At 71.2% G+C, this 22,066-nt stretch carries 19 protein-coding genes; 13 read left to right on the top strand and 6 right to left on the bottom strand.

What is annotated here, in order from left to right; genetic code table 11:
- Positions 1–19 precede the first annotated feature (19 nt).
- Positions 20–1,093, top strand: coding sequence for a 3-isopropylmalate dehydrogenase (locus STRTU_RS10090; RefSeq protein ID WP_159743235.1), 1,074 nt, complete (start codon positions 20–22; stop codon positions 1,091–1,093).
- Between the two features lie 373 nt (positions 1,094–1,466).
- Positions 1,467–2,555, top strand: a complete 1,089-nt coding sequence (locus STRTU_RS10085) for a branched-chain amino acid aminotransferase (RefSeq protein ID WP_159743234.1) — start codon at positions 1,467–1,469, stop codon at positions 2,553–2,555.
- A 158-nt stretch (positions 2,556–2,713) separates the two neighbouring features.
- On the opposite strand, the gene STRTU_RS10080 is transcribed toward STRTU_RS10085, so the two are convergent.
- A complete protein-coding gene (locus STRTU_RS10080) occupies positions 2,714–4,168 on the bottom strand; it encodes a cytosine permease (RefSeq protein ID WP_159743233.1) in 1,455 nt (484 codons plus the stop codon).
- 173 nt (positions 4,169–4,341) lie between these two features.
- On the opposite strand from STRTU_RS10080, the gene ureA reads away from it, so the two are divergent.
- The 4 genes from ureA to STRTU_RS10060 all read left to right on the top strand — a co-directional run bounded on the left by ureA (position 4,342) and on the right by STRTU_RS10060 (position 8,539).
- On the top strand, positions 4,342–5,046 hold the full coding sequence (ureA, locus tag STRTU_RS10075; protein ID WP_159743232.1) for an urease subunit gamma: 705 nt from the start codon (positions 4,342–4,344) through the stop codon (positions 5,044–5,046).
- The gene (locus STRTU_RS10070) at positions 5,043–6,737 is read left to right on the top strand and encodes an urease subunit alpha (protein ID WP_159743231.1); all 1,695 of its coding nucleotides are present in this window, start codon (positions 5,043–5,045) and stop codon (positions 6,735–6,737) included. The genes ureA and STRTU_RS10070 overlap by 4 nt, the downstream gene beginning before the upstream one ends.
- 108 nt (positions 6,738–6,845) lie before the next feature.
- Positions 6,846–7,886: an agmatine deiminase family protein gene (locus STRTU_RS10065; protein ID WP_159743230.1), complete on the top strand. Its 1,041-nt coding sequence runs from the start codon at positions 6,846–6,848 to the stop codon at positions 7,884–7,886.
- Positions 7,887–7,921: 35 nt separating this feature from the next.
- Positions 7,922–8,539 (top strand): TetR/AcrR family transcriptional regulator, encoded by a 618-nt coding sequence (locus tag STRTU_RS10060; RefSeq protein ID WP_159743229.1) that lies wholly within the window; start codon positions 7,922–7,924, stop codon positions 8,537–8,539.
- A 99-nt stretch (positions 8,540–8,638) separates the two neighbouring features.
- On the opposite strand, the gene STRTU_RS10055 is transcribed toward STRTU_RS10060, so the two are convergent.
- Positions 8,639–8,956 (bottom strand): hypothetical protein, encoded by a 318-nt coding sequence (locus STRTU_RS10055; RefSeq protein ID WP_246240325.1) that lies wholly within the window; start codon positions 8,954–8,956, stop codon positions 8,639–8,641.
- A gap of 253 nt (positions 8,957–9,209) precedes the next feature.
- Between STRTU_RS10055 and STRTU_RS10050 the strand changes: the two genes are divergently transcribed.
- The 3 genes from STRTU_RS10050 (at position 9,210) to cimA (ending at position 13,991) form a co-directional block, all read left to right on the top strand.
- The gene (locus STRTU_RS10050; RefSeq protein ID WP_159743228.1) at positions 9,210–10,544 is read left to right on the top strand and encodes an MFS transporter; all 1,335 of its coding nucleotides are present in this window, start codon (positions 9,210–9,212) and stop codon (positions 10,542–10,544) included.
- A 115-nt stretch (positions 10,545–10,659) separates the two neighbouring features.
- Complete coding sequence (locus STRTU_RS10045) at positions 10,660–12,063, top strand: S28 family serine protease (RefSeq protein ID WP_246240322.1); 1,404 nt, start codon at positions 10,660–10,662, stop codon at positions 12,061–12,063.
- A 287-nt stretch (positions 12,064–12,350) separates the two neighbouring features.
- Positions 12,351–13,991, top strand: a complete 1,641-nt coding sequence (gene cimA, locus STRTU_RS10040) for a citramalate synthase (RefSeq protein ID WP_174878836.1) — start codon at positions 12,351–12,353, stop codon at positions 13,989–13,991.
- A gap of 84 nt (positions 13,992–14,075) precedes the next feature.
- Here cimA and STRTU_RS10035 read toward each other — a convergent pair whose 3' ends face one another.
- A complete protein-coding gene (locus STRTU_RS10035) occupies positions 14,076–14,711 on the bottom strand; it encodes a YceI family protein (RefSeq protein WP_159743226.1) in 636 nt (211 codons plus the stop codon).
- Positions 14,712–14,967: 256 nt separating this feature from the next.
- Between STRTU_RS10035 and STRTU_RS10030 the strand changes: the two genes are divergently transcribed.
- The 4 genes from STRTU_RS10030 to STRTU_RS10015 all read left to right on the top strand — a co-directional run bounded on the left by STRTU_RS10030 (position 14,968) and on the right by STRTU_RS10015 (position 20,341).
- Positions 14,968–17,406 carry a polysaccharide lyase 8 family protein gene (locus STRTU_RS10030; protein ID WP_246240320.1) on the top strand — a complete coding sequence of 813 codons (2,439 nt, stop codon included), beginning with the start codon at positions 14,968–14,970 and terminating at the stop codon, positions 17,404–17,406.
- Between the two features lie 216 nt (positions 17,407–17,622).
- Entirely contained in the window at positions 17,623–19,206 is a 1,584-nt protein-coding gene (locus STRTU_RS10025) for an acyl-CoA carboxylase subunit beta (protein ID WP_159743225.1), read from the top strand.
- Positions 19,207–19,263: 57 nt separating this feature from the next.
- Positions 19,264–19,470, top strand: a complete 207-nt coding sequence (locus STRTU_RS10020; RefSeq protein WP_159743224.1) for an acyl-CoA carboxylase epsilon subunit — start codon at positions 19,264–19,266, stop codon at positions 19,468–19,470.
- A gap of 214 nt (positions 19,471–19,684) precedes the next feature.
- Positions 19,685–20,341 carry a DUF4360 domain-containing protein gene (locus STRTU_RS10015; RefSeq protein ID WP_159743223.1) on the top strand — a complete coding sequence of 219 codons (657 nt, stop codon included), beginning with the start codon at positions 19,685–19,687 and terminating at the stop codon, positions 20,339–20,341.
- A 77-nt stretch (positions 20,342–20,418) separates the two neighbouring features.
- On the opposite strand, the gene STRTU_RS10010 is transcribed toward STRTU_RS10015, so the two are convergent.
- From STRTU_RS10010 to STRTU_RS10000, 3 genes are all read right to left on the bottom strand, one after another.
- Positions 20,419–20,997 carry a GTP-binding protein gene (locus tag STRTU_RS10010; RefSeq protein ID WP_073447656.1) on the bottom strand — a complete coding sequence of 193 codons (579 nt, stop codon included), beginning with the start codon at positions 20,995–20,997 and terminating at the stop codon, positions 20,419–20,421.
- Positions 20,978–21,565, bottom strand: coding sequence for a DUF742 domain-containing protein (locus tag STRTU_RS10005; RefSeq protein ID WP_159743222.1), 588 nt, complete (start codon positions 21,563–21,565; stop codon positions 20,978–20,980). Before STRTU_RS10005 ends, STRTU_RS10010 begins: the two co-directional genes overlap by 20 nt.
- A gap of 84 nt (positions 21,566–21,649) precedes the next feature.
- Positions 21,650–22,063, bottom strand: a complete 414-nt coding sequence (locus STRTU_RS10000) for a roadblock/LC7 domain-containing protein (RefSeq protein ID WP_018087204.1) — start codon at positions 22,061–22,063, stop codon at positions 21,650–21,652.
- Between the last annotated feature and the right edge of the window lie 3 nt (positions 22,064–22,066).

The raw sequence follows: 22,066 nt of genomic DNA, 5'->3' as shown, positions 1-22,066 counted from the left end.
GGAGCGTTAGGGTCCAGACATGTCTCGCAGCATTCGACTCGCAGTGATCCCCGGTGACGGCATCGGCCAGGAGGTCGTGGCCCAGGGCCTGAAGGTCCTGACCGCGGTCCTCCCGCAGGACGTCAAGCTGGAAACCCAGGAGTACGACCTCGGCGCCCGGCGATGGCATGCGACCGGTGAGACCCTCCCCGACGCGGAGCTGGAGTCGCTCAAGCGGCATGACGCGATCCTGCTCGGCGCGATCGGCGACCCGTCCGTACCGTCCGGTGTGCTGGAGCGCGGGCTGCTGCTCAAGCTGCGCTTCGCCTTCGACCACTTCGTGAACCTGCGCCCGTCGAAGCTCTTCCCGAACACCACCACGCCGCTCGCCGGCCGCCCGGACATCGACTTCGTGGTCGTCCGCGAGGGCACCGAGGGCCCCTACACCGGCAACGGCGGCAGCCTGCGCACGGGCACCCCCGCCGAGGTCGCCACCGAGGTCAGCCTCAACACCGCCTACGGCGTGGAGCGGGTGGTCCGGGACGCGTACGAGCGGGCCAACGCCCGCCCGCGCAAGAAGCTCACGCTGGTGCACAAGAACAATGTGCTGGTGTACGCGGGCCACATGTGGAAGAACATCTTCGACAAGGTCGGCCAGGAGTACCCCGAGGTCACCACCGACTACCTGCATGTCGACGCCGCGACGATCTTCTTCGTCACCCAGCCCGAGCGCTTCGACGTGATCGTCACCGACAACCTCTTCGGTGACATCCTCACCGACCTCGCCGCGGCCGTCACCGGCGGTATCGGCCTGGCCGCCTCCGGGAACATCAACCCGACCGGCGACTTCCCCTCGATGTTCGAGCCGGTGCACGGCTCCGCGCCGGACATCGCGGGCACCGGCAAGGCCGACCCGACGGCGACGATCCTCTCCGTCGCCCTGCTGCTGCGCCACCTCGGCTACGAGCAGCAGGCCGCCCGGATCGAGGAGGCGGTGGCCGCCGACCTGGAGGCCAGATGGGGGCACCTCCCTGGCCCTTCAGGCCAAGGGGGAGGCTCGCCGCGGAGCACCGACGAGATCGGCGATGCGCTGGCCGCACGCGTAGCGGGCTGAGGCCCACAGCGCACACCACGCACCACGACAGCGCCGGGCCTCTCCAGGGCCCGGCGCTGTCCGTATGGCACCCGCCGCGGGCCACCCGCCCACCCCGGGTGCCACCCTCGGACCCGGACCGGGTACGCGGTTCCGGCGGCGCGGACCCACGGGCGATAATCGGACGTGGCATCGTTGCCCACGAGAAAACTCGGACGTCCCAGTAACGACCGGTACGTTCAGGCGCCTCAAGCGCGCGGCAGCCACGCACCGGTGCCGCAAGGTGGGGGGCCGAACCCCTTACCCCCGGCCGGAGGGCTGGGCCGGTGATGCTCCCCAGCCCCCGCTGGGAGGTATCCCCCGGTATCGCACACGCACTGAAGGACATGCATCCATGACGACGCCCACGATCGAGCTCAAGCCCTCCTCGCACCCGCTGTCCGACGCGGAGCGGGAGCAGATCCTGGCCGCCCCCGGTTTCGGCCGCCACTTCACCGACCACATGGTGACGATCAAGTGGACGGAGGGCCGCGGCTGGCACGACGGCCAGCTGGTGCCGTACGGCCCGCTCTCCCTCGACCCGGCGACCACCGTCCTGCACTACGCCCAGGAGATCTTCGAGGGCCTCAAGGCGTACCGCCGGCCCGACGGCTCCGTCGCCACCTTCCGTCCGGACGCCAACGCCCGGCGCTTCCAGGCCTCCGCACGCCGGCTGGCCATGCCCGAGCTGCCCGTCGAGACCTTCATCGAGGCCTGCGACCTGCTCGTCGGGCAGGACAAGGACTGGGTGCCCGCGCACGGCGGCGAGGAGTCGCTCTACCTGCGCCCGTTCATGATCGCGACCGAGGTCGGGCTGGGCGTGAAGCCCGCCAACGAGTACCTCTTCGTCGTCATCGCCTCGCCCGCGGGCGCGTACTTCGCCGGTGGTGTCAAGCCGGTCTCCATCTGGCTGTCCGAGAACCGGGTGCGGGCCGTCCCCGGCGGTATGGGCGACGCCAAGACCGGCGGCAACTACGCCGCTTCGCTGCTCGCCCAGGCCGAGGCCGCCGAGCAGGGCTGTGACCAGGTCGCCTACCTCGACGCCGTGGAGCACAAGTGGGTCGAGGAGCTCGGCGGGATGAACCTGTACTTCGTGTACGGCGACAAGATCGTCACCCCCACCCTGACCGGCTCGCTGCTCGCCGGGGTCACCCGTGACTCCCTGCTGTCCGTCGCCCGCGACCTCGGCTACGAGGCGGAGGAGGCCCGGGTCTCCATCGACCAGTGGAAGGCCGACACCGCGGACGGCACCCTCACCGAGGTCTTCGCCTGTGGCACGGCCGCCGTGATCACCCCGGTCGGCACGGTCAAGAGCGCGGGCGGCGAGTGGACCCAGTCCGACGGCGAGCCCGGCAAGGTCACGCTGAAGCTGCGCGACGCGCTCCTCGACATCCAGCGGGGCGTCGCCGAGGACAAGCACGGCTGGATGCACGAGCTGGGCTGAGCCCGCGGCCGGGACGGGCCGGTCCCGCGGCCGCGCTGGACCAAGTCCGCGGCCGTACTGGCCTGAATTCGCCGCCGCACGCCGCCTGCCCGCCCGGACCTGATCGAGGCCGCCCCCCGAGAGCGCTCGGGGGCGGCCTCGGCCGGGTCCGGGACGGCTCAGCCGGCCTCCGCGGGGGCTTCGGACGCCGGGGCCGGGGGAGCGGGCGGAAGGGCGCGCAGCGCCGCCACCGGGCGCGGGTCCCGAACGGTGAGGAGCAGATACGCGGTCCCGCCCACGGCCGCCGCCAGCAGGAAGCTGAGGTCGATACCGCCGGTCAGGGGGAGCAGCGGCCCCCGGTAGAGCGGTGTGTCCACACCCAGCAGGCCGACCACGGAGCCCAGCGCCCAGGCCAGCGTCGCCCGGATGTGCCAGCCCGCCCGGTACCAGTACACGCCGCCGCGCGTGCCGCGGTTGTAGACCTGGAGCGACTCCGGGTCGTAGGCACCGCGGCAGCGCGCGAAACCGATCACGGTGATCACCGCCCAGGGCGTACCGACGGCGGTCATCAACAGCACGAACGAGGTCATCGCGTCCTGCGCCGCCCACAGGAAGTGGCCGGCGTAGACCAGCGCGGTCGCGAGCGCGGCGACGGCACAGGTGGCCTGGGTGCGGGTCGCGCGCGGCAGGATCGCGTCCAGGTCGAGGCCCATGCTGTAGAGCATCAGACCGGAGTTGCCGACCGAGCCCGCCGAGGCGTTCAGCAGCAGCAAAGCCAGGTACCAGAGCGGCGCACCGGCCACCAGCGGGCCCGCGTAATCCGCGCCCGCACCGACCGCGAGCGCGGTGAACGTACCGAAGAGCTGCGGCACCAGCAGACCGACGACCAGGCCGAGACAGGTGGCGCCGAAGACCGTCCGGGCGCTGTGCCGGTGCGGCGAGATATAGCGGCTGTAGTCACCGAGCAGGGTGATGAAGGCGATGGGGCCGCTCAGGCCCGCGGAGACGGCGGCCAGCAGCCAGGTCTGCCAGAAGCCGCCGAGCAGATAGGAGCTGCCGGGCGGTGCGGCGGTGGTGAAGGTGTCCGCGTAGGCGACGATGCCGACGGCCAGCAGGACGGTCAGTCCGACGGCGAGCACCTTGCTCAGCCGGAGCAGCACCCGGTAGCCGTAGACCGCACCGACGGCGGTGGCGCCGGCCAGCAGGGCGTAGACCAGGGCGTAGGTGGTGCCGTCGGCGGAAAGCCCGGTCAGCCGGTGCAGCGCGCCCACCACCGCGTCGCCGCCGACCCACAGGGTCAGGGCGGTGTAGCCCAGCGACAGCAGCAGACCGATGACCGAGCCGATCAGCCGGCCGCGCACACCGAAGTGGGCACCGCTGCTGGTGGACAGGTTGGTGGCGCTGCGCAAGGAGACCAGGGCGAGCGGGGCGGTCAGCAGGGTGCCGACGAGGGTGCCCGCCGCCAGGGAGGTCACCGAGGGCCAGAAGCCGAGCCCGAAGGAGACCGGGAGCCAGCCGAAGATCACCACGCCGAGGGCGAGGTTCGATCCGAGCAGGATCGAGATCAGGTCGCGAGGGCCGCTGGTGCGTTCCTCGTCCGGGATGGTGTCGACTCCGCGTTGTTCGATCGGCATGAGGGCTCCCCTGAGAGGCCGGACAACAGTGCTCCTTTAGAGCGGCGCTCTATCGCGCCGGATATTTAGAGCAGCGCTCAATGTGACCTATGGCCGTACCGTCGGTCAATGCTTTCCTCTTGGCGATTTTCGTGGTTAGAGTGACGCTCAAATTGAGTGGAAGGTGTGACGGGATGCGGTTGACCCCGACGGAGCGCGACCGGCTGCTGCTGTTCGGCGCGGCCGAGCTGGCGCGGGCGCGCCGGGCCCGTGGGCTGAAGCTGAATGTGCCCGAGGCGACCGCGTTGATCGCGGACACGGTCTGCGAGGCGGCGCGGGACGGGCGCCGCCTCGCGCAAGCCATCGAGGCGGCACGCGGGGTGCTCGGTCCGGACGAGGTGCTGCCGGGCGTGGCCGAGGTGGTCACCGAGGTGCATGTGGAGGCCGTCTTCGACGACGGCTCCCGGCTCGCGGTGGTCAGCGACCCGATCGGCGCCCGCCCGCCGGCCGCCGGGGGCGACGAGGCGCCCGCCCCCGGCGCGGTGCTCCCCGGACCGGCCGGCCCGGAGCCCGTGCCCGCGGTGGTGCTGACCGTGCGCAATACGGCGACGGTGCCGATCAGCGTCACCTCGCACTTCCACTTCTTCGAGGCCAACCCCCGGCTGGACTTCGACCGGGCCGCCGCGTACGGCATGCGGCTGTGCGTCCCGGCCGGCTCGTCGGTGCGGTTCGACCCCGGCGGCGCCTCGGAGGTCGGCCTGATCCCGGTCGGCGGGGACCGGATCGCGATCGGCTTCGCCGGTCTCGTCGACGGCCCGCTGGACGCACCGGGCGCCAGGACGGAAGCGCTGCGGCGGGCGGCCGCCTGCGGCTATCTGGGAGCGGAGGAACAGGGATGACGGGCGGTATCGACCCCCACGAGTACGCGTCGGTGCATGGCCCGCGGGCCGGTGACCGGGTCGTTCTCGGTGACTCGGGCCTGGTCGTCCGGGTCGAGTCCGACGCACAGAAGCCCGGTGACGAGTTCCTGGCCGGCTTCGGCAAGACCGCCCGCGACGGGCTGCACCTCAAGGCCGCCTCGGTCCGCGAGACCTGCGATGTGGTGATCAGCAATGTGCTGGTCATCGACGCGGTCCAGGGCATCCGCAAGGTGTCCATCGGCATCCGCCAGGGCCGTATCCACGCGATCGGGCGGGCAGGTAACCCCGACACCCTCGACGGGGTCGATGTCGTCGTCGGCACGGGGACCTCGATCGTCTCCGGCGAAGGCATGATCGCCACCGCGGGCGCCGTCGACACCCATGTCCATCTGCTCACACCGCGCGTCATGGAGGCCTCGCTGGCCTCCGGCGTGACCACGGTCATCGGCCAGGAATTCGGGCCGGTCTGGGGCGTCGGCGTCAACTCCCCCTGGGCGCTGGGGCACGCCTTCGGCGCCTTCGACGCCTGGCCGGTCAACATCGGCTTCCTCGGCCGTGGTTCCTCCTCGGGCGACGCCCCGCTGGTCGAGGCGCTCGCGGAGGGCGGCGCCTGCGGATTCAAGGTGCACGAGGACATGGGCGCGCATGCCCGAGCCCTGGACACCGCGCTGCGGGTCGCCGAGGACCATGACGTCCAGGTCGCGCTGCACAGCGACGGCCTCAATGAGTGCCTCACCGTCGAGGACACCCTGCGCGTCCTGGACGGCCGGACCATCCACGCCTTTCACATCGAAGGCTGCGGCGGCGGCCATGTCCCCAACGTCCTCAAGATGGCCGGGGTCCGCAATGTCATCGGCTCCTCCACCAACCCCACCCTCCCCTTCGGGCGGGACGCGGTCGCCGAGCACTACGGCATGATCGTCTCGGTGCACGATCTGAAGACGGATCTGCCGGGTGACGCCGCCATGGCCCGGGACCGCATCCGGGCCGGCACGATGGGCGCCGAGGACGTGCTGCACGACCTCGGGGCGATCGGCATCACCTCCTCCGACGCCCAGGGCATGGGCCGCGCGGGCGAGACCGTACGCCGCACCTTCGCGATGGCGGGGAAGATGAAGGCCGAGCTCGGGCCGATGGAGGGCGACGGCCCGCATGACGACAACGCCCGGGTGCTGCGCTATATCGCCAAGCTCACCCTCAACCCCGCGATCGCCCACGGACTTTCGCACGAGATCGGGTCGATCGAGGTCGGCAAGATGGCCGATGTCGTGCTGTGGAAGCCGCAGTTCTTCGGCGCCAAGCCGCAGCTGGTGCTGAAGTCCGGATTCCCCGCCTACGGCGTCACCGGCGATCCGAACGCCGCCACCGACACCTGCGAACCCCTGGTGCTCGGCCCGCAGTTCGGGGCGTACGGGGCGACGCCCGCCGAGATCTCCGTCGCCTTCGTCGCGCGGGCCGCGGCCGAACAGGGCGGTGACGGGATGCCCACCCGCCGTCGCCGGGTCGCCGTCCGCGGCACCCGCGGTATCGGCCCCGGTGACCTCGTCCACAACTCCCGGGTCGGGCAGGTGCAGGTCGACGGCGCCAGCGGACTGGTCACCCTCGACGGCGACCCGATGCGCTCGGAACCGGCCGACACCGTCTCGCTGTCCCGGCTCTATTTCCTGTGACCGGGCCGGGCCGGGCCGCGTCGCCCGAACCGGCGCGAAGCCGCCTGTAACACCGCTACAGACCGCCAGAGATCGTCAGAGACCGCTCCAGACCCCGAGGACCCCCGTATGAACACCCCTGTCGCCGACGGCTTCCGTATGCCCCCGGAGTGGGCCCGTCACGAGCGCACCTGGATGGCCTGGCCCGGCCCCGGCTTCACCTTCGGCGAGGAGGGCGGCGAGACACTGGACACGGCCCGCCGCGCCTGGGCCGCCGTCGCCCGTGCGGTCCGCCGCTTCGAGCCGGTCACCGTCGTCGCCGGAACCGGCCGGTCGGCAGGCGCCCGCGCGCTGCTCGGCGCGGACATCGAGATCGTCGAGCGCCCGCTCAACGACGCCTGGATGCGCGATATCGGCCCCACCTTCCTCACCGACGGCAGCGGCCAACTCGCCGCCACCGACTGGGTGTTCAACGGCTGGGGTGCCCAGGAATGGGCCCGCTGGGACCTCGACGAGAAGATCGCCGGACAGGTCTGTGCGCTGGCCGGCGCCCGCCGCTACGCCACGTCGCTGGTCAACGAGGGCGGCGGCATCCACATCGACGGCGAGGGCACCGTCCTGCTCACCGAGACCGTCCAGCTCGACCCGGACCGCAACCCCGGCCGTACCCAGGAGGAGGTGGAGGCCGAGATCCACGCCCACCTCGGCACCACCAAGGCGATCTGGCTGCCGCGCGGTCTGGCCGCCGACTACGGGCGGTTCGGCACCCGCGGCCATGTCGACATCGTCGCCGCCTTCGCCCGCCCCGGCACCGTGCTGGTCCACACCCAGCCCGACCCGGACCACCCCGACCACGCGGTCTGCCAGGAGATCGGCAAGCTGCTGCGCGGCTCCACCGACGCCAGGGGGCGGCAGCTGGAGGTCATCGAGGTGCCCGCCCCGACCGTCATCGAGGAGGACGGTGAGCTGGTCGACTACTCCTACATCAACCACTACCTCTGCAACGATGGTGTGGTGCTGTGCGCCTTCGACGACCCGCGCGACGAGGAGGCGGCCGCGATCTTCCGGCGGCTCTTCCCCGAGCGGACGGTGACCCTCGTGGACGCCCGTACGATCTTCGCAGCGGGTGGCGGTATCCACTGCATCACCCAGCAGCAGCCGGCGGTCTGATCCGCAGACCCGCCCCAGCCGACCCGGAGGTCCCTGTGCCCGGTCCCGCGCGCCGCCCCCGGCGCCGGCTCACCCAGCCCCGCGAGCAGGTGCTGGCCGCGGCGATGGCGACGATCGCCGCGGAGGGCCTGGAGCGGCTGACCATGGCCGGACTGGGCCGCGAGGTCGGCATGAGCAGCGGCCATATCCTCTACTACTTCGGTACGAAGGACGCGCTGCTGCTGCAGACCCTCCAGTGGAGCGAAGAGCAGCTCGGCGCCGAGCGCCGGGCCGCCCTCTCCCGCCGCGTCCCGGCCCGCGAACGGCTGGACGCCCTGGTGGACCTCTATCTGCCGCAAGGCCACCGGGACCCGCGCTGGACGCTGTGGCTGGAGGTGTGGAACCGCTCCCGGAGTGCCGATGACGAGACCCGCGAACGCCAGCTGGAACTGGAACTGGCCTGGCACCGCGACCTGGTGGCCCTGCTTGTCGAGGGCGTCTCGAAGGGTGAGTTCCGCCCCGTCGACGCCGAACGCCTCGCCACCCGCACCCGCGCCCTCCTCGACGGCTTCGGCTCCCAGCTCGTCGTCGGCCTCCCCGGCACGGACCGGGAGGAAGTGCGCGGCCATGTACGGGAGTTCCTGGACGAAGCGCTGTCAGCGCCGCGGAAGTAACGCCTGCCCGGCCGCAGCCGTCCCGTGGGGTGCCCCCTCATGGCACGGCGCGCCGGAACCGCCGCTGCCGCGGTCCCGGCGCGCCACATCTGCCCGGCCTCACGCCTCCCGGCGGAAATGGCTGCGGTACAGCTCGATCGCCTGCTCCGGCGGGTAGTTGGGCAGCGCGCTCACCGCGCCGTCCGCCTTGGAGATCACGATGTGCGAGCCCCCGGGATCACGCGGATAGGCGGTGGGGTCCTCCCTCGGCGGAAATACCGGGTACACCAAATAGCCGAGGTCGAATTCATGGACATGCAGCGTGGGTTCTTCCCCGCCCGGCCATGTGCTCGGGAAGTGACCGCGTCCGATCTCCAGCGCCTCGTCGGCGGAGGCGGGAATCGGCCGTTGCCCTTCTTGCGGTTGCGGTTCGGACATGTTGCTTCCTTCTCTTTTCTCGGATGACCCGGGCACAAAGGGAGACCGGGGCGATGGCGCGCCCCGGCAGCCCTGACAGTACGACACCGGTACGCCCAAAGGGGTGATGGCCCCGGCGGGAGGGCCCGCGCGCCGAGCCGCGCTCCCGGCCGTGTTCCCCGGCCCCGCCATGACCGCAACGCACGTAAGTAGCTGCGATCGTTGCCGACCGCGCCCTTGCCGACGGCCCCCGGTTCGGCGACCGTAACCGGCTATGGGACGAGAGCAATGGAAGAAGATCTGGGTTGGCTCGGCCGGCAACATGGTCGAGTGGTTCGACTGGTTCGTCTATGCGAGCTTCGCGGTCTACTTCGCGGATTCCTTCTTCCCGAAGGGAAATGACACCGCGAACCTCATGAACACCATGGGGATCTTCGCCGTGGGCTTCTTCATGCGCCCGGTGGGCGGCTGGGTGCTCGGCCGGGTCGGGGACCGCAGGGGCCGGAAGGCGGCGCTCACGCTGACCGTCACGCTGATGTCCGCCTCGGCCGTGCTGATCGCCGTCGCGCCCACCTACGCGGTCGCGGGCTACGGCGGGGTGGCCGTGCTGCTCGTCGCGCGGATGCTGCAGGGGCTCTCGGTCGGCGGGGAGTACGCGGCCAGCGCGACCTATCTCACCGAGGCCTCCGCGCCCGGCCGCCGCGGCTTCGCCTCCAGCTTCCAGTACGTGTCGATGACCGCCGGACAGCTGCTCGGCCTCGGCCTGCAGATCGTGCTGCAGCGCACCCTGTCCGAGGACGCGCTGCACAGCTGGGCCTGGCGGATCCCGTTCATCATCGGTGCGCTGGGCGCCGGGATCGTCTTCTATCTGCGCCGCAACATGCTGGAGACCGAGGTGTACGCCGCGGACGACGGCGCCAACAGCGACCCGGAGCGCGGCACCCTCAAGGCGCTGCTGGCCCACAAGCGGGAGGCGTTCCTGGTCATCGCGCTCACCATGGGCGGCACGGTCGCGTACTACACGTACACGACCTATCTCACCAAGTACCTCTCGGGCAGCGCCGGACTGCCCAAACCGACCGCCTCCCTGGTCAGTTTCTGCGCGCTGTTCCTCTTCATGTGCCTCCAGCCGTTCGCCGGAAAGCTGTCCGACCGGATCGGCCGCCGTCCGCTGCTGATCACCTTCGCGGTCGGCTCGACCTTCCTGACCGTGCCGATCATGACCCTGCTCCGGCACGCCGGCAGCTTCTGGCCGGCCCTCGGGCTCTCGCTGCTCGCCCTGGTCGTGGTCACCGGCTACACCTCGATCAACGCCTGTGTGAAGGCCGAGCTGTTCCCGACCGGCATCCGCGCGCTGGGCGTGGCACTGCCGTACGCGATCGCCAACGCGCTGTTCGGCGGCACCGCGGAGTATGTCGCCCTGTGGTTCAAGAAGGGCGGCATCGAGTCCGGCTACTACTGGTACGTGGCCGGCTGCGCCGCGGTCTCGCTGATCGTCTACCTCACGATGCGCGAGACCCGGTCCATCGATCTGCACCACGTCGGGAAGGACGCCGGTGCGGGGAGCGCGGAGCGCGTAGGGGCGGGGCGGCAGCCCGTCGCCGACTGACGGCGCAGCCCTGACGGCCGGCCCCTTCCCCCGTGTGGGGGAGGGGGCCCTCCTCACAGAGGATTCGCCGGTGCCGCGGAGCGGCTTGGCTGGAGGCATGACACCTACGAGACGCGTGTTCTTACCGCTCCTCTTGACGCTCCTGCTGCCCGGACTGATGGCCATGGGCGTGCCCGCCCCGGCCGCATCGGCGCCCGGTCCGGCCGCCCCGCGCGGCGCGCACCATGCGGCCGCGGCCCGCCCGGCCGCCGACGACATCGGCGCCCGGCTCGCGGCCGTACCCGGTATGCGGGTGGTCAAGGAGAACCCGGCCCCGGCCGGTTACCGCGCCTTCGCGCTGACCTACCGCCAGCCCGTCGACCACCGGCACCCCGACCGGGGCACCTTCGCCCAGCGGCTGAACCTGCTGCACCGGTCCACCGCCCGGCCGATGGTCCTCCACACCAACGGCTATGACCTCAACTACCAGGGCCCCGGCTTCCGCGCCGAGCCGACCGAGATCCTCGACAGCAACCAGATCAGCACCGAACAGCGGTACTTCGGCACCTCCCGCCCCCGTCCCACCGACTGGACCAAGCTCGACATCCGGCAGGCCGCGAGCGACCACCACCGGCTGATCCAGGCGCTCAAGCCGCTCTACCGCGCACGGTGGATCTCCACCGGCAGCAGCAAGGGCGGTATGGCCACCGTCTACCACCGGCGCTTCTACCCGCACGACGTGGCCGGCTCGGTGGCGTACTCGGCCCCGAACAACACCGACGACCGGGACGACACCGCCGTGGACCGCTTCCTGGCGCAGCGCGGCAGCCCCGCCTGCCGGGCCGCACTCACCGCCGTGCAGCGCGAGCTGCTGGGAGCCCGGCGAGCGGAGATGGCGGACCGCCTCGCCCGCTGGGCCGCGCGCGGGGGCTACACCTTCCGCACCATCGGAAGCGCCGACCGCGTCCTGGAGCTCACCGTGCTCCAACTGCCCATGCTCTTCTGGATGCGGGCGGGCGAGACGGGCTGCGACCGCATCCCCCGGCCCTCCGCCGACAGCGACGCGCTGTACCTCTGGTTCAACGGCACGGTCGGCCTCCCCGGCTACACCGACCGCCACCTCTCGCCCGTCACCGCGTCCTTCTACCAGCTGGGCACCCAGCTCGGCTTCGTGGAACTCGCCGCCCCCCAGCTGGCCGGCAAGCTGCGCTACCCCGGCATCCAGAGGACGCGGACCTATGTGCCGCGCAGTATTCCGCTGCGCTTCCAGCCGGGCGCGATGCCCGATATCGACCGCTGGGTCCGGCGTCACGGCAGTGAACTGAGCCTGGTGTACGGCGAGAACGACCCGACGCGGGCCGAGCCGTTCCGTACAGGCGGCGGCAGCCGGGACGCGCACGTCTACCTGGCGCCGCACACCAGTCATGTGGTCAGCATCGCCAAGCTGGCGCCCCGGGACCGGGCGCGGGCCACCGCCGCGCTCCGTCACTGGGCGGGTGTGGACGGGCGGACCGCGCAGATGGACGGCCCGCCCGCATAGTGAGACGTCCCGCTGGGCCGCCCGGGACTGTGGCACACTGCGGACCGTGCTCTCGTTCGCCATGATTATTGGCAGCAGGCGCGCCGGTCCGCAGTGACCGCCCCGTACGAACCGAGTACGGCGTGGCCACCGTCGTCCCAGACCCGCGCGCAGACCTCTCGCACCCGCGAGAGGTTTTTTCGTTTCTCCGGCCCACTCACACCGGAGGCGGAGCGCGAGGGACCATGGAGGGGCGGTGGAACCGGTTATTCCGGTAGACCGAGATCCCGACAGGAGTCAGACCCACCATGACGGACGCACCCCCTCCCGCCACGACGCCCGCCCCCCGGCCCGCCGACGCGGTGCCCGACGACTTCCATGTCTTCGACACCACGCTCCGCGACGGCGCCCAGCGCGAGGGCATCAACCTCACGGTCGCCGACAAGCTGACCATCGCGCGGCACCTCGAAGACTTCGGAGTGGGCTTCATCGAGGGGGGCTGGCCCGGCGCCAATCCGCGGGACACCGAGTTCTTCCAGCGGGCCCGCGAGGAGATCGATTTCCGGCACGCCCAGCTGGTCGCGTTCGGCGCCACCCGCAAGGCCGGTGTCCGCGTCGAGGACGATCCGCAGGTCGCCGCGCTGCTGGCGTCCGGGGCCCCGGTCATCACGCTGGTCGCCAAGTCCCATGTCGGGCATGTGGAGCTGGCGCTGCGCACCACCCCGGAGGAGAACCTGGCGATGGTGCGGGACACCGTCGCCTACCTGCGCGACCAGGGCCGCCGGGTCTTCCTCGACTGTGAGCACTTCTTCGACGGCTACGCCCTGGACCCGGTCTACGCGAAGCGGGTCGTCCGCACCGCGAGCGAGGCCGGCGCCGATGTCGTGGTGCTCTGCGACACCAACGGCGGGATGCTCCCGGCGCAGATCACCGCCGTCGTCCGGACCGTCCTCGCGGACACCGGGGCCCGGCTGGGCATCCACGCCCAGGACGACACCGGCTGCGCCGTCGCCAACACCCTGGCCGCGGTGGACGCGGGCGCCACCCACGTCCAGTGCACCGCCAACGGGTACGGCGAGCGGGTCGGCAACTCCAACCTCTTCCCGGTCGTCGCCGCCCTGGAGCTCAAGTACGGCCGTCAGGTGCTGCCCGACGGCAAGCTCGCCGAGACCACCCGGATCTCGCACGCCATCGCCGAGGTCGTCAACCTCACCCCCTCCACCCACCAGCCGTACGTCGGCGTTTCCGCCTTCGCCCACAAGGCCGGACTGCACGCCTCCGCCATCAAGGTCGACCCGGATCTCTACCAGCACATCGATCCGGCGCTGGTCGGCAACACCATGCGGATGCTGGTCTCCGACATGGCCGGCCGGGCGTCCATCGAGCTCAAGGGCAAGGAGCTCGGCGTCGACCTGGGCGACGACCGCGAGCTGGTCGGCCGGGTCGTCGAGCGGGTCAAGGAGCGGGAGCTGGCGGGCTACACCTACGAGGCCGCCGATGCCTCCTTCGAGCTGCTGCTGCGCGAAGAGGTGCAGGGCAGGGCGCTGCGCTACTTCACCGTGGAGTCCTGGCGGGCGATCGTCGAGGACCGCCCGGACGGTACGCACGCCAACGAGGCGACCGTGAAGCTGTGGGCCAAGGGGGAGCGGATCGTCGCCACCGCCGAGGGCAACGGCCCGGTCAACGCGCTGGACCGGGCGCTGCGGGTGGGGCTGGAGCGGATCTATCCGCAGCTGGCCCCGATGGAGCTGGTGGACTACAAGGTCCGCATCCTGGAGGGCGCCCTGGGCACCGGCTCGATCACCCGGGTGCTGGTCTCCACGAGCGACGGCCGGGGCGAGTGGTCCACGGTCGGTGTCGCGGAGAACGTGATCGCCGCGTCCTGGCAGGCGCTGGACGACGCCTATGCGTACGGGCTGCTGCGGGCCGGGGTCGAGCCGCAGGACTGACCGTCAGGGGACGCCGCGGCCCCGCACGGCCCTCGGGGGAGGGGCCGGTGCGGGGCCGCGGCCGTAGGGCGCAGCGGTGCGGGCTCAGGCCCCCGGGGCCGCCTTGACCGCCGAGATGTCGAAGGTGAGCTTGACCTTGTCGCTGACCATGACGCCGCCGGTCTCCAGCGCGGCGTTCCAGGTCAGACCCCAGTCGGAGCGCAGGATCTCGGCGCTGCCCTCGAAGCCGACCCGCTCGGCGCCGTAGACATCGGTGGCCGCGCCGTGGAACTCCAGGTCGATGGTGAGCGGCTTGGTGACGTCCCGGAGGGTCAGATCGCCGGTGATGCGGTAGCGGTCACCGTCCACCCGCTCGGCGGCGGTGCTGCGGAAGGTCATCAGCGGGAAGGTCTCGGCGTCGAAGAAGTCGGCGCTGCGCAGATGGCCGTCGCGGTCCGCGATCCCGGTGTCGATGCTGGCGATCGTGACGTCCAGGGAGGCGGTGGAGCGGGACGGCTCGGCACCGTCCAGGTGGAGCGTGCCCTCGTACGTGCCGAAGGCACCGCGGACATTGGTGACCATGGCGTGCCGGACGGTGAAGCCGATGCTGCTGTGGGCCGGGTCGATGGTGTAGTCGCCGGACAGCGCCGCGAGCGCGGGGTCCGCGTCGAGGACGGCGGTGGCGGCGGGGGCGGTATGGGCGCCGGTGTCGGCGGTGCGCTTGCGGTGGAACAGAGCCATGGCTCCTCCTCAAAGACGGTGCGCTCGGGGTGCGCGAGCTTTTTGTTTAAGCTTCAACGAGATTCACGGTAACCGGATCTGGTTCAACATTCAACCTCTCTGGTGGGGTGGTTCTCCGGGGACGGGTTCCGCCGGGCGGGTGGCAGCCGGGGTTCCGGCGTGGTCATTGCCGCCCGCCGACGGCCCGTGCTAGACCATCGGGAACTCCCAAGTGCGCAGCGCCACCCCTCAGTTGACGCCCTGGAGAGGACCGACCGTGTCACCAGTCCCCGCCCTGCCCGTCTGGTCACGCAGAGGATTTCTCGCCGCCTCCACCGCGGGCGCGCTCGGCCTCGCCGCCGGCCCCGCGCACGCCACCCCCGGGACGGCCGCCCCCGCCGATGAGTTCACGGCCCTCCGCCGCCGCTGGTGCGACCTCACCCTGGGCACCGGCTTCGACCCCACCGCCCCGCCCTACGCCGCCGCCCTCCAGGAGACCGGCGCCCTCGCGAGCACCTTCCAGGCGAGCATGCGCCCGGCGGCCGGCTCCCTCTGGCCCGACTGCCGCTACGACCCGCCCTCCGGCATCACCCAGAGCTACAGCCGGCTGCACACCATGGCCCTGGCCTGTGCCCAGCCCGGCACCGGCCGCACCGGCGACCCCGGCCTCGCCGAGGCCCTCGTCACCGGCCTCGACCACCTCGAAACCACCGTCTACAACACCGCCACCACCCGCTACGGCAACTGGTGGGAATGGCAGATCGGCAGCCCCCGGCTCCTGCTCGACACCCTCGCGATCCTCGGTGAACGGCTGCCCGGCGGCGGCCCCGGTGACGCGCTGCGTGCCCGCTGCCTGGCCGCCGTCGACCACTTCGTGCCGGACACCCTGCTCGGCGACTACACCGGGACCAGCACCGGCGCCAACCGCGTCGACCTGTGCCGGGTGGTCGCGCTGCGCGGCGTCCTCGGCCGTGCCCCCGACAAGCTCGCGCTGGCCCGCGACGCGCTCTCACCCGTCTTCCCGTACGTCACCAAGGGCGACGGGCTCTACGCCGACGGCTCCTTCATCCAGCACACCTGGGTCGCCTACTCCGGCACCTACGGCTATGTCCTGCTGGACGGCCTCGGCCGGCTGTTCGCCCTGCTCGGCGGCTCGCCCTGGCAGATCACCGACCCGGCCCGGCAGATCGTCTTCGACAGCGTCGAGCGGGCCTGGGCCCCACTGCTCCACAACGGCCTGATGATGGACAGCGTCAACGGCCGCGCCATCAGCCGCGGCTACCTCCGCAGCGACGAACGGCACATCCTGCGCAGCGACCACTACCACGGCCATGCGCTGATCGCCGCCGTCGCGCTGCTCGCCCGGAGCGCGAGCGGCGCCGAACGGGACCGCTGGCACGCCATGATCAAGGGCTGGATCGCCCGCGACCGTACGCTGCCGGTCCGCACCGACCGGCAGTACACCGTCGCCGACCTCGCCCGGATCGCCGAGATCGACGGGAGCTCCGCGGTCCCCGCTCCCGAACCCGTCGGCCACCGGCTGTTCCCCGCCATGGACCGTGCCGTGCACCGCCGCCCCGGCTGGGCCGCCGGCCTGGCCATGGCCTCCGACCGCATCGCGTACTACGAGAACGGCAACGGCGAGAACCCGCGCGGCTGGCACACCGGCGCCGGCATGCTCTCTTGGTGGGGCGCCGACTTCGGGGGCGACCAGTACACCGACGCCTTCTGGCCCACCGTCGACCCCTACCGGCTCCCCGGCACCACCGTGTCCACCAAGCGGCTGGCCGACAACGAGGGCGGCGGCTGGGGCGAGCCCAGGCCCGCCGCGCGCTGGGTCGGCGGGACCACCGACGGGGAGTTCGCCGCGATCGGCCAGGACCTGCGCGGTCTGGCCTCCACCCTCACCGCCAGGAAATCCTGGTTCGCGCTCGCGGACTGCGTCGTCTGCCTGGGCGCCGGGATCACCGCCCGCGACGGGGTGCCCGCCGAGACCGTCGTCGACAACCGCTGCCTGGGGGAGCGGGGCACCGCCGCGCTCACCGTCGACGGCGTACGGCAGCCCGGCACGCTCGGCGAGGCCCGCTCCTTCGGCCGCGCGCACTGGGCCCACCTCGCCGGGCACGGCGGCTATGTCTTCCCCGGCGGCGCCCTCCTCACGGCGCTGCGCGAGGCCCGCACCGGCTCCTGGCACGACATCAACAGCACCTCCTCCCCGGAGCCGTTCACCCGCCGCTATCTCACCCTCTGGCACGACCACGGCACCGACCCCACCGACGCCTGCTACGCCTACCTCCTGATGCCGGGCGCCACCCCCCGTACGCTGGCCGCCCGCGCCGCCGACCGGCGCTGGCTGACCGTGCTCGCGAACGACGCGGACCGGCAGGCGGTCGCCGTCGACCCGCTCGGCGTAACGGCCGCCAACTTCTGGCGGGCGGGCCACGCGGGGCCGCTCGCCGCCGACGGCCCGGCGAGCGTGCTGGTACGGGAGCGGCGGCGCGGGGTGACGGCGGGCCGCGGGGGCACCGCGCGGCTGTGCGTCGCGGCCCCCGAGCGCACCGGCGCTCCGCTGGAGATCACCTGGTCACGGCCGGTGCGCAGGGTGCTCGCCCATGACCCGGCGATCGAGGTGCTGGCCACCGGGCGGGCCCTGCGACTGCGTCTGGCCCCCGGTACGAGCTGCGCCACCCACACCTGCACGGTCCGGCTCGGCTGACCGGAATCCGGCCCGCCGCACCAACCGGTCACCACAACATCGCTCCGCGTCCGTTTGTCGGGCCCATACAGAAGCCGCGCGGCCCCGCCACCCGAACGGACGCCGGGACGCGGGGCTCGTACAGCACGGTTCTGTACTGCCTGCCCACCAAATCGCATGCGACGTTGTACGAAACCGACATCGGTCCCCGGCGCCTCGCCCACGTACCGTCGATACATGACCACTGTCGAAGATGTGCCCGCCGGCGCCAACGACGCCCGCGGGCGCGTCGCCGAACTGCACGCCATCCGTGAGCAGGTTCGGCGAGGCCCCAGCGAGCGTGCCACCGAAGCGCAGCGTGCCAAGGGCAAGCTGACGGCCCGCGAGCGGATCGAGCTGCTGCTGGACGAGGGTTCGTTCAACGAGGTCGAGCCGCTGCGGCGGCACCGGGCGACGGGCTTCGGCCTGGAGGCCAAGAAGCCCTACACCGACGGCGTGATCACCGGCTGGGGCACCGTCCACGGCCGGACCGTCTTCACCTACGCGCACGACTTCCGGATCTTCGGCGGTGCGCTGGGCGAGGCCCACGCCACCAAGATCCACAAGATCATGGACATGGCCATCCAGGCCGGTGCGCCGCTGGTGTCGCTGAACGACGGCGCCGGCGCCCGTATCCAGGAGGGTGTCTCCGCGCTCGCCGGCTACGGCGGCATCTTCCAGCGCAACACCAAGGCCTCCGGCGTCATCCCGCAGATCTCGGTCATGCTCGGCCCCTGCGCGGGCGGCGCGGCCTACTCCCCGGCCCTGACGGACTTCGTCTTCATGGTCCGCGATACCTCGCAGATGTTCATCACCGGCCCCGACGTGGTGCGCGCGGTGACCGGCGAGGAGATCACCCAGAACGGCCTGGGCGGCGCCGATGTGCACGCCGAGACCTCGGGCGTCGCGCACTTCGCGTACGACGACGAGGCCACCTGCCTGGAGGAGGTCCGCTACCTCCTCTCGCTGCTCCCGGCGAACAACCGCGAGAACCCGCCGACGGTGCCCTGCGAGGACCCCGCCGACCGCTCCGGTGACGCGCTGCTGGACCTGGTTCCGGCCGACGGCAACCGCCCGTACGACATGCGCAAGGTCATCGAGGAGATCGTCGACGACGGCGAGTACCTCGAAGTCCACGAGCGCTGGGCCACCAACATCATCTGCGCGCTGTCCCGGCTCGACGGCCGCGTGGTGGGCATCATCGCCAACCAGCCGCAGTCGCTGGCCGGTGTGCTGGACATCGAGGCGTCCGAGAAGTCCGCCCGCTTCGTCCAGATGTGCGACGCCTTCAACATCCCGATCGTCACCCTCCTCGACGTCCCCGGCTTCCTGCCCGGCGTCGACCAGGAGCACGGCGGCATCATCCGGCACGGCGCCAAGCTGCTCTACGCCTACTGCAACGCCACCGTGCCGCGGATCTCCCTCGTCCTGCGCAAGGCGTACGGCGGCGCCTACATCGTCATGGACTCGCAGTCCATCGGTGCCGACCTCACCTACGCCTGGCCCACCAACGAGATCGCCGTGATGGGCGCCGAGGGTGCCGCCAACGTCATCTTCCGCAAGCAGATCGCCGAGGCGGACGACTCCGAGGCGATGCGGGTGCGCATGGTCAAGGAGTACAAGTCCGAGCTGATGCACCCGTATTACGCGGCCGAGCGCGGTCTGGTCGATGACGTCATCGACCCCGCCGAGACCCGCCACACGCTGATCCGCGCGCTGGAGATGCTGCGTACCAAGCATGCGGATCTGCCGGCCCGTAAGCACGGCAATCCGCCCCAGTAGCCCCATCCCGCACCCGCACCCGGCACACAAGCCCCTCGCGACGACGGAGAAGACACCGTGAATTCTGCCCACCGCACCGACTCCATCCGCGTGGAGAAGGGCCAGGCCAGCGAAGAAGAGCTCGCCGCCCTGACCGCGGTTCTGCTGGCCTGTGCCGCGCACCGGCCGGCCGACGTGCCGGCCCGGCCGCACGCCACGGCCGCGCGGTGGCGTCGCCTGGAGCGTCAGAGCGGCTTCCACGGCGCGACCAGCTGGCAGCGCTGAGTCTCCGCTGAGTCTCCGCTGAGGCGGCCCTCCCCCGGGGGGCCGCCTTTTTGGTCTTCCGGTTTGGCATGGCGTGTCCGGATCAAGGCGTAGGTTCGCCTCAATCCTCGGGAGCAGAGCTGTTCAAGCCGTGATCCTCATGCTGGCATGCGCTCGTCATCCATCTCCTGGTGTTCCCGCGCCGCGGGCTCAGGACGACCGGAAGGAAGAGCCCATGCTCAGCACGCTCGGTGCTGGTGCCGCAGTGGCATCCTTGCTCCTCGCCGGATCGGCATCCCCCACCACCACCGCCCGGTTCGGCGACGACCCGCCGACCGGCAAGATCACCATAACCGTCGCCACGGTCAACGGTTCGGGCTGCAGACCCGGCAGCGCCGCAGTGGCCATCGCCCCCGACAACACCGCCTTCACCGTCACCTACAGCGAGTACCTCGCCCAGGCGGGCGGCGGCAGCAAGCCCACCGACTCCCGCAAGAACTGCCAGATCGCGCTCAACGTGCACGTCCCGCAGGGCTTCACCTACGCCATCGCCCGCGCCGACTACCGCGGTTACGCCTCCCTGGCCCCCGGCGCCAGGGGGCTGGAGACGGCCGGCTACTACTTCCAGGGGCAGCAGCAGACGGCCCGTAAGAGCCACAGCTTCACCGGGCCCTACGACGCCAACTGGCAGACCTCGGACGAGACCGACATCGACGCGCTCGTGTACGCGCCCTGCGGCGAGGAGCGCTACTTCAACATCAACACCGAGATGAGGGTGGACGCCAAGTCGGCGGACCCCAAGGCCACCAGCTACATGGCCATGGACTCCACCGACGGCAGCATCAACACCCTGTACCAATTCGCATGGAAGCAGTGCCCCGCGCGCCACTGACGCCCCACGGCACGACGAAGGCCCCCGCACCTCAACGGTGTGGGGGCCTTTCGTCGTTGCGCGCGTGCGCCCGTACGTCAGCGCAGCCGGGCCATCAGCGCGTGTTCCACGAGCGTGATGAGCGCGCTCTTGGCCTCGCTGCGGTGCCGGGCGTCGGTGGTGATGATCGGCGCGTCCGGGCCGATCTGGAGCGCCTCACGCACCTCGTCGGGCGTGTAGGGCTGATGTCCGTCGAAGCCGTTGAGGGCGATGACGAACGGGAGTCCGCTGTTCTCGAAGTAGTCGACCGCGGGGAAGCAGTCGGCGAGACGGCGGGTGTCCACGAGCACCACGGCGCCGATCGCGCCGCGGACCAGGTCGTCCCACATGAACCAGAAACGGTCCTGACCCGGCGTACCGAAGAGGTACAGGATCAGGTCCTGGTCCAGGGTGATCCGGCCGAAGTCCATCGCCACGGTCGTGGTCGTCTTGTCCGGCGCGTGCGTGAGGTCGTCGATGCCCGCCGAGGCGGAGGTCATCACGGCTTCGGTGCGCAGCGGGTTGATCTCTGAGACGGCCCCGACGAACGTGGTCTTGCCCACGCCGAAGCCGCCCGCCACCACGATTTTCGCGGAGGTGGTGGAGCGGGCTGCACCGCTAGAGCTTGCGAAGTCCACTGAGCACCCTTTCGAGCAGTGTCACATCTGGCTGTCCGCCGGCGGTCTCGTCCCCGCCGGGCTGATGGATGGCGACGAGTCCGGCCTCTGCCAGGTCGGCGACGAGGATCCGGGCGACGCCGAGGGGGATGGAGAGAAGCGCGGAGATCTCGGCTACTGACTTGATCTCACGGCAGAGGTGGCAGATGCGCTGATGCTCCGGCAGCTGGCCCTGCAGCTTGGAGGGGTCGGCGGTCGTGCTGACCAGCGCCTCGATGGCGAGCTGGTAGCGCGGCCGGGTCCGGCCTCCGGTCATGGCGTACGGGCGCACCAGCGGGTTGTTCGCGGTGGGGGTGGCCTCGGACGCACGCCGCTGCGGTTGCACCGGCTGGATGCGCGGTGCCCGTGGCTGGTCGTACACCGGCGGCTCGTACGGCTGGGAGTCGTACGGCCTTGGCTGCTGCTGCGGGGGCCGCTGCTGCCGGGGGCTCGGCGCAGACGGGAAGTTGAAGCGGTTGTGATGGGTCTCGCCCACAGGTCCGGACTCCTGTCCGGAACCGTACGGGTATCCGCTCGGGGGCGTTGCCACGTCTCCTCCTCCAACTTGTCTGTCTGACGCCGGTCGCGCCACCGAACCCTATGGCGCGGTGGCGGGAAACGCACTGCCTGTCTTTTAGTTGAGAAGACTTCCTTGCAGTTCGGCGCGCAGATCCGGCGTCAGTACCGTGCCCGCGCGATCGACCAGCAGGGCCATCTCATAGCCGACCAGGCCGATGTCGCACTCGGGGTGCGCCAGCACGGCCAGCGACGATCCGTCGGAGACGGACATGATGAAGAGGAAACCACGCTCCATCTCCACCACGGTCTGGTTGACGCTACCGCCCTCGAAGATGCGGGACGCGCCGGAGGTCAGCGACGTCAGGCCGGAGGCCACCGCCGCCAATTGATCGGCTCTGTCACGAGGGAAGCCCTCGGACATGGCGAGGAGGAGACCGTCCGCGGAGACCACGACCGTGTGGGACACCCCAGGGGTGTTGTCCACGAAGTTGGTGATCAACCAGTTCAGATTCTGCGCCGCCTGGCTCATCGG

It is taken from the genome of Streptomyces tubercidicus, assembly GCF_027497495.1.
Lineage (GTDB): Bacteria > Actinomycetota > Actinomycetes > Streptomycetales > Streptomycetaceae > Streptomyces > Streptomyces tubercidicus.
Note: the sequence above shows the minus strand (reverse complement) of the source record. Positions and strands in the feature narration are given on the sequence as shown.